Source organism: Mycobacterium sp. (genome assembly GCF_040509115.1).
Taxonomy (GTDB): domain Bacteria; phylum Actinomycetota; class Actinomycetes; order Mycobacteriales; family Mycobacteriaceae; genus Mycobacterium.
The window spans coordinates 1-4673 of sequence record NZ_JBEVLO010000037.1 but is presented as its reverse complement, the minus strand read 5'-3'; the positions used below and the strand labels follow the sequence as shown (position 1 = coordinate 4673).

The 4673-nt window shown below is 62.1% G+C and carries 5 protein-coding genes; 1 reads left to right on the top strand and 4 read right to left on the bottom strand.

The window, feature by feature from the left end; all coding sequences use genetic code 11:
- On the bottom strand, positions 1-1352 hold a 1352-nt coding region (locus ABW137_RS03220; RefSeq protein WP_526396821.1), incomplete at its 3' end, for an FAD-binding protein.
- Positions 1353-1426: 74 nt separating this feature from the next.
- On the opposite strand from ABW137_RS03220, the gene ABW137_RS03215 reads away from it, so the two are divergent.
- Positions 1427-2026: a TetR/AcrR family transcriptional regulator gene (locus tag ABW137_RS03215; protein WP_526396819.1), complete on the top strand. Its 600-nt coding sequence runs from the start codon at positions 1427-1429 to the stop codon at positions 2024-2026.
- A gap of 98 nt (positions 2027-2124) precedes the next feature.
- Here the strand turns inward: ABW137_RS03215 and ABW137_RS03210 are convergent, their stop codons facing one another.
- From ABW137_RS03210 to ABW137_RS03200, 3 genes are all read right to left on the bottom strand, one after another.
- The gene (locus tag ABW137_RS03210; protein ID WP_526396817.1) at positions 2125-2916 is read right to left on the bottom strand and encodes an SDR family NAD(P)-dependent oxidoreductase; all 792 of its coding nucleotides are present in this window, start codon (positions 2914-2916) and stop codon (positions 2125-2127) included.
- A gap of 86 nt (positions 2917-3002) precedes the next feature.
- The gene (locus ABW137_RS03205) at positions 3003-3827 is read right to left on the bottom strand and encodes a sugar phosphate isomerase/epimerase family protein (protein WP_526396815.1); all 825 of its coding nucleotides are present in this window, start codon (positions 3825-3827) and stop codon (positions 3003-3005) included.
- A 111-nt stretch (positions 3828-3938) separates the two neighbouring features.
- Positions 3939-4673, bottom strand: a 735-nt coding sequence (locus tag ABW137_RS03200) for an MFS transporter (RefSeq protein ID WP_526396813.1), incomplete at its 5' end; no start/stop codon positions are given.

Here is a 4673-nt window from a genome sequence, read left to right as displayed (position 1 = left end):
ATCAAGGTGAACGGCCCCTCCCCCACCGGCCGGACGAATTCGGCCGGCTTACCCATCGGATCAGGTGCTCCGGCGGCCGCGGCACCGTTGTGGGCTGCGACTGTCTCCAGTAAACCGACCGGATCAACGCCGGCCTTGACGGCCACCTCCTCCAGCGTGTCACCGCGGACGCTGTCGGTGCGAAGCATCGCTTCCATCTGGAGACGTTGAAACCAAATCGCCTGCTGCGCAAGGTCAGCGCGCGCCTGCTTGAGCAGCTCGTGGTCAGCCAGAATCCAGCCTTTGCCACCGTGGTTCTCGATCATCGCGTAGCCCAGCGCGGCGCCATAGCGGGTCTCGTCGATGATGCGGTGCCCGTGCGTGTCGACCACCAAGGCCCCGAGGAAGGCACTGGGTGGGGTGATGAACCGCCACGCTGACACGTTGTCGAGACGGTCGACCGCGGCGCCGATGTCGGTAGCCAGGCGGATCCCACTGCCGTCGTCTCCAGTGGTGCCAAGTTTGAGACCGTCACGGTAGGCCGGTGCGTGCTCGGCGATCCAGTCCGCGTTGGCGATGTACCCGCCGGCGGCCAGAATCACGGCTTTGCCTGCGTGGATGTCGACCGTGCGGGCGTAGCGCTGCTCCAGGCGCGCCAGCCTTTTCTCCATCGCGGTGCGCAACGGCTCGAAGTAGATGCCCGGCTTCACCGCAAGTGCGGCGTAGGTGCGGTAGCGGCGCCGGACCCAGACGGGTGCTCCGGACAGCGTGGACGCGCGCACACCAACCACCGAACCGTCTGCGTTGGTCAACAACGACACTGCACGCGTGTGCAGTTGAAGACGCACACCGTGGCGCGCCGCGGAGGCGGCGAGCGGTTGAGAGATCTGTTTGCCCGATGCTCCAGGGCCCTTGGCGCGGTGACCCCGTTGCACCGGCGGGGTGAGGGTGCGGAAGCGTCCGGAGTTTTCGCTGCCTGAGTAATACAGGTAGTACTTGTTGTTTGGATACGACGTCTTGTACGGACAGATCGAGCCTTCAAAAGGGACGCCGTGCCCGGTGAGCCAGTCGATCATCTCGGGACTGGAGTCAACGAAGCGCCGCAGGGTCTCGGGCCGGACCGCATCGCCGATCTCGGCGTGCAGGTAGTCGAACATCGCCTCGCTGCTGTCGTCCAGCCCGGCGGCTTGCTGCACCCACGTTCCGCCGCCGGCATAGATGATGCCACCGGACATCTGCGTGGCGCCGCCGCCGTTGAACCGATCGAGAGCCAGCACATCGGCCCCGCGAGACCGCGCTTCCAACGCCGCACTCACACCTGCAGCGCCGTATCCCACCACCACGACGTCAGCGCTCCCACCGTCCCCCGACATGCCATCCACTACTTGAAACTAGCAGTTTGTACTCAAAGTACAACCTCGGAGTATGAGGTCCGTAAACTGCAGGAGTGGCTGAACAGGGTGGACGGACCGTGCCGGCATCAGTGGCGAACAAGCTCTACGCCGCGTCCGATCTGATCGCCCACAGCGGATTGGCGAACACGAAGATCGAGGACATCGCTGCTGCCTCGGGTGTCCCCAAAGCGACGCTCTACTACTACTTCACCGGCAAAGACGAGATCCTGGCGTTCCTGCTGCGCGACTCCCTCTCCCTGCTGGCCCAGGAAGTCGCCGATGCCGCCGACGCACCCGGTTCCGGCAGAGAGCGGCTGGCCGCGGTGATCACCGTTCAGATCGCGCACACCATGGACCGCCCCGGATCCAGCCGGGCACTCGTCGGCGACCTCGGCCGCGCGATCCGACTACCGGAACTCGCGACAGCAGTCCAAGAGGCCTTCTACGACCCGATCGCCCGCGTGCTCCACGCCGGCGCAGCCGACGGATCACTCCGGTCACTCGACGACGCAGAAACCGGCGCGGTCAGCATCTTTGGGGCCATCATGATGACCGCGATGCTGCACAACCTCATCAAGTCCGACAAAGCCGTCGCCGAGGTGGCCGGCGGCGTGATCGACCTGATCGTGAACGGCCTCGCGCCCTCGGTCTGACTGCGCGATCGCGCTCGGGCTTCGTCGTGGTGTTCTGTTCCGGCGCTGCCGCCGTCCATCGCCGACGTGGAAGTTGGAAGCGTCCACGGGTTGGGACTTCAAGACTTCGAGCTGGGTCGACCCGGGATATGGCTCAATATCGATTTGGAGAAACCACCGTCGACACAGATGTCCTGCCCGGAGACATAACCGGACAACGGGCTGACGAGGAACTCGATCACGTTGGCGATGTCCATCGGATCCCCGATTCTGGACAAGGGGATGATGCTTTCTCTCGCCTTCTTGATGTCGGGGTCGGCGTACATCTTTTCAGTCATCGGTGTATGAGTCATGCCTGGGGACACCACGTTTACGCGAATGCCGTCGGGTGCCCATTCCAGCGCGAGCGTCTGCGCCAGCATTGTCAAGGCGGCCTTGCTCGGGCTATAGGCACCCGATCCGGCGTGTGGTAGCTGGCCGGACATTGACGAGGTAAAGCAGGCGGAACCGCGACTTTGTCGCAAATGCTGGTGGCTGGCTTTGGCGAGGAGCCAGGCACTGCGGAGGTTAACCGAGAACATGTCGTCCCAGTCCCCGACGGATAGATCGCAGATTGCGCCAGGGTTGGCAATTCCCGCGTTCGCGACCAACCCGTCCAACCCGCCGAATTCGGCGACCGCAGCGCGTACCAGTTGACCTGGCACGTCGGGATCCGCAAGGTCACCCGCCAGTGCGATGGCAGTCCCACCGATCGACTGGATCGAACGAACGACCTGCTCTTGATCACTGGTCGATTTCTGTCCGCAGACCGCGATCATCGGCTGCGCGCCCCGCGCAAGCGCCGCCTCTGCAAGCCTCAGGCACGTCGCCGCGCCGATTCCACTACTTCCGCCACTGACTAATGCCTTCATCGTCACACTCCTGCTATTGGTCTTTCAGGTGTTTATCGCCATCTACGCACAGGTGGGCAGCACCGGCGTGCGTCTCGCCTCCCGCATTACGACAGGAGTTGCCTTTCCACTTTCCAGCCCAAGTTCTTCAGATCGACAATGCCTCTGTTTACTTCGTCCAGGGCATTCTCTTCGCGAATTATTTCGAGAACCACATTGTTTACGCCGCATGTTGCGTCGACGGCATTGCCCAACCCATCGAAGTCGATGACTCCTGTGCCGATCGGGTCATGACCCCATGTTTCCAACCCCGTATCGGAGACGTGCACGAGTGCAATTGATTCGTGATTCGCCAGTAGAGCGGCCACGGGATCTTCACCGATGTAGGCGGCATTCGCAACGTCGTACACGATCTTGAGTGCGTCGTCGTCGACTGTGCTGACAACACTCGCCAGTTCCTCGATGGTAGGGGTGAAGCAATATGGCGTATTCTCGAGAAGCAATCGTGCGCCGGCTTGTTTCGCCAGCGGAATCAATTGCGCCAAACTGTCGTACATCCACTCATACGTTCTCTCGAGTGGAGGCGAAATCATCGGTCGTCGTGTGCCAGGAGATATGACGATGTCGAGCACACTCCACGCGGCAGCCAATTCGATAACTGACGCAATGTGCTCGACACTCTTCGAGCGCATGTTTGCAGCGGGGCTGGCCAGGTTGAGGTCATATCCGCCGGCATTGAGCGATCTAATCTTGGCATCGAGCCCGTCGAGTCTCGCACCGACGGCTGCGCGCTCCGACAGGGATAATTCGACTGGCCAACAGTGCGGAGAACTGATCGGAACTTCAAAGGTCGTATACCCATTGTCAACTAGTTCCGCGATTGCACCACCTGCCGTGGATGACCATAGGTAGGAGAACGTACTGATAATCATTCGAGGCATCCTTTCGTGAGTCTCGATCGAGAAAGCCAAAGCCATGCAGAATTTGTCTGAAGTCGTCCTTCCCAGCGACTACGCCGCCAGGGTTGGTCGACAGACAAGTGCCTACGGCAGGTGCTTTCCCTCACCGCTGGCCGGTGAACTGCTCGTGAGCAGTTGCTCGCCTTCAAGTACTTCGTGATCGACAGGCGCGACGGTGGCACGGTCGCCGTGATTGCCGGTCTCCGGGAGCGTGAAGTAGACGGCGAGGCACAAGGCGACGATGACTGTCATGTAGATCGCGACGTACATGGGATGTCCGGCGCCGACGAACGCGGCGGCGATCAGCGGTGCGGTGCCACCGAAGACGGCGATCACGAGTTGATGGGCGAAGCCGATGCCCGATACCCGAACCGAGGCTGGGAACAGTTCGGCCTGGATCGTCGGATACACCGACTGCCAGATGCCGAGAACGACCCACCCGGATGCCGAAACCAGTACGTAGACACCGAATCCCGGTTGGTTCAGGAGCATGAGCATCGGGTAGAAGAGCACGATCATGCCGATCGCACCGATGATCGGGAAGATCTTGCGGCGGCCGAGTCGATCGGAGAGCGCACCGCAGGTCGGCACGATGATGACGAGCAGGGCCAGCCCGATGACACTGCCGGCCAGGGTCTGGGCCAGGTCCCGCCCAGTGGTCAGCTTGGCATAGGTGGGCAGGAAGGTCGCCCAGGTGTAGTAGGCCACGGCCGGGGCCGAGAGCGCGGCGGTCTGCAGAATCGCCTTCGGGTGCTCACGCAGCAGCTCAAGTAGACGTGCTGGCGCAGACTTCTGATCAACGGCGGCACTTGCTTCGAA

Coding starts and splice junctions, on each gene's coding strand:
- ABW137_RS03210 (WP_526396817.1), bottom strand. CDS start 2,916: ATGAAGGCATTAGTCAGTGGCGGAAGTAGTGGAATCGGCGCGGCGACG.
- ABW137_RS03205 (WP_526396815.1), bottom strand. CDS start 3,827: ATGATTATCAGTACGTTCTCCTACCTATGGTCATCCACGGCAGGTGGT.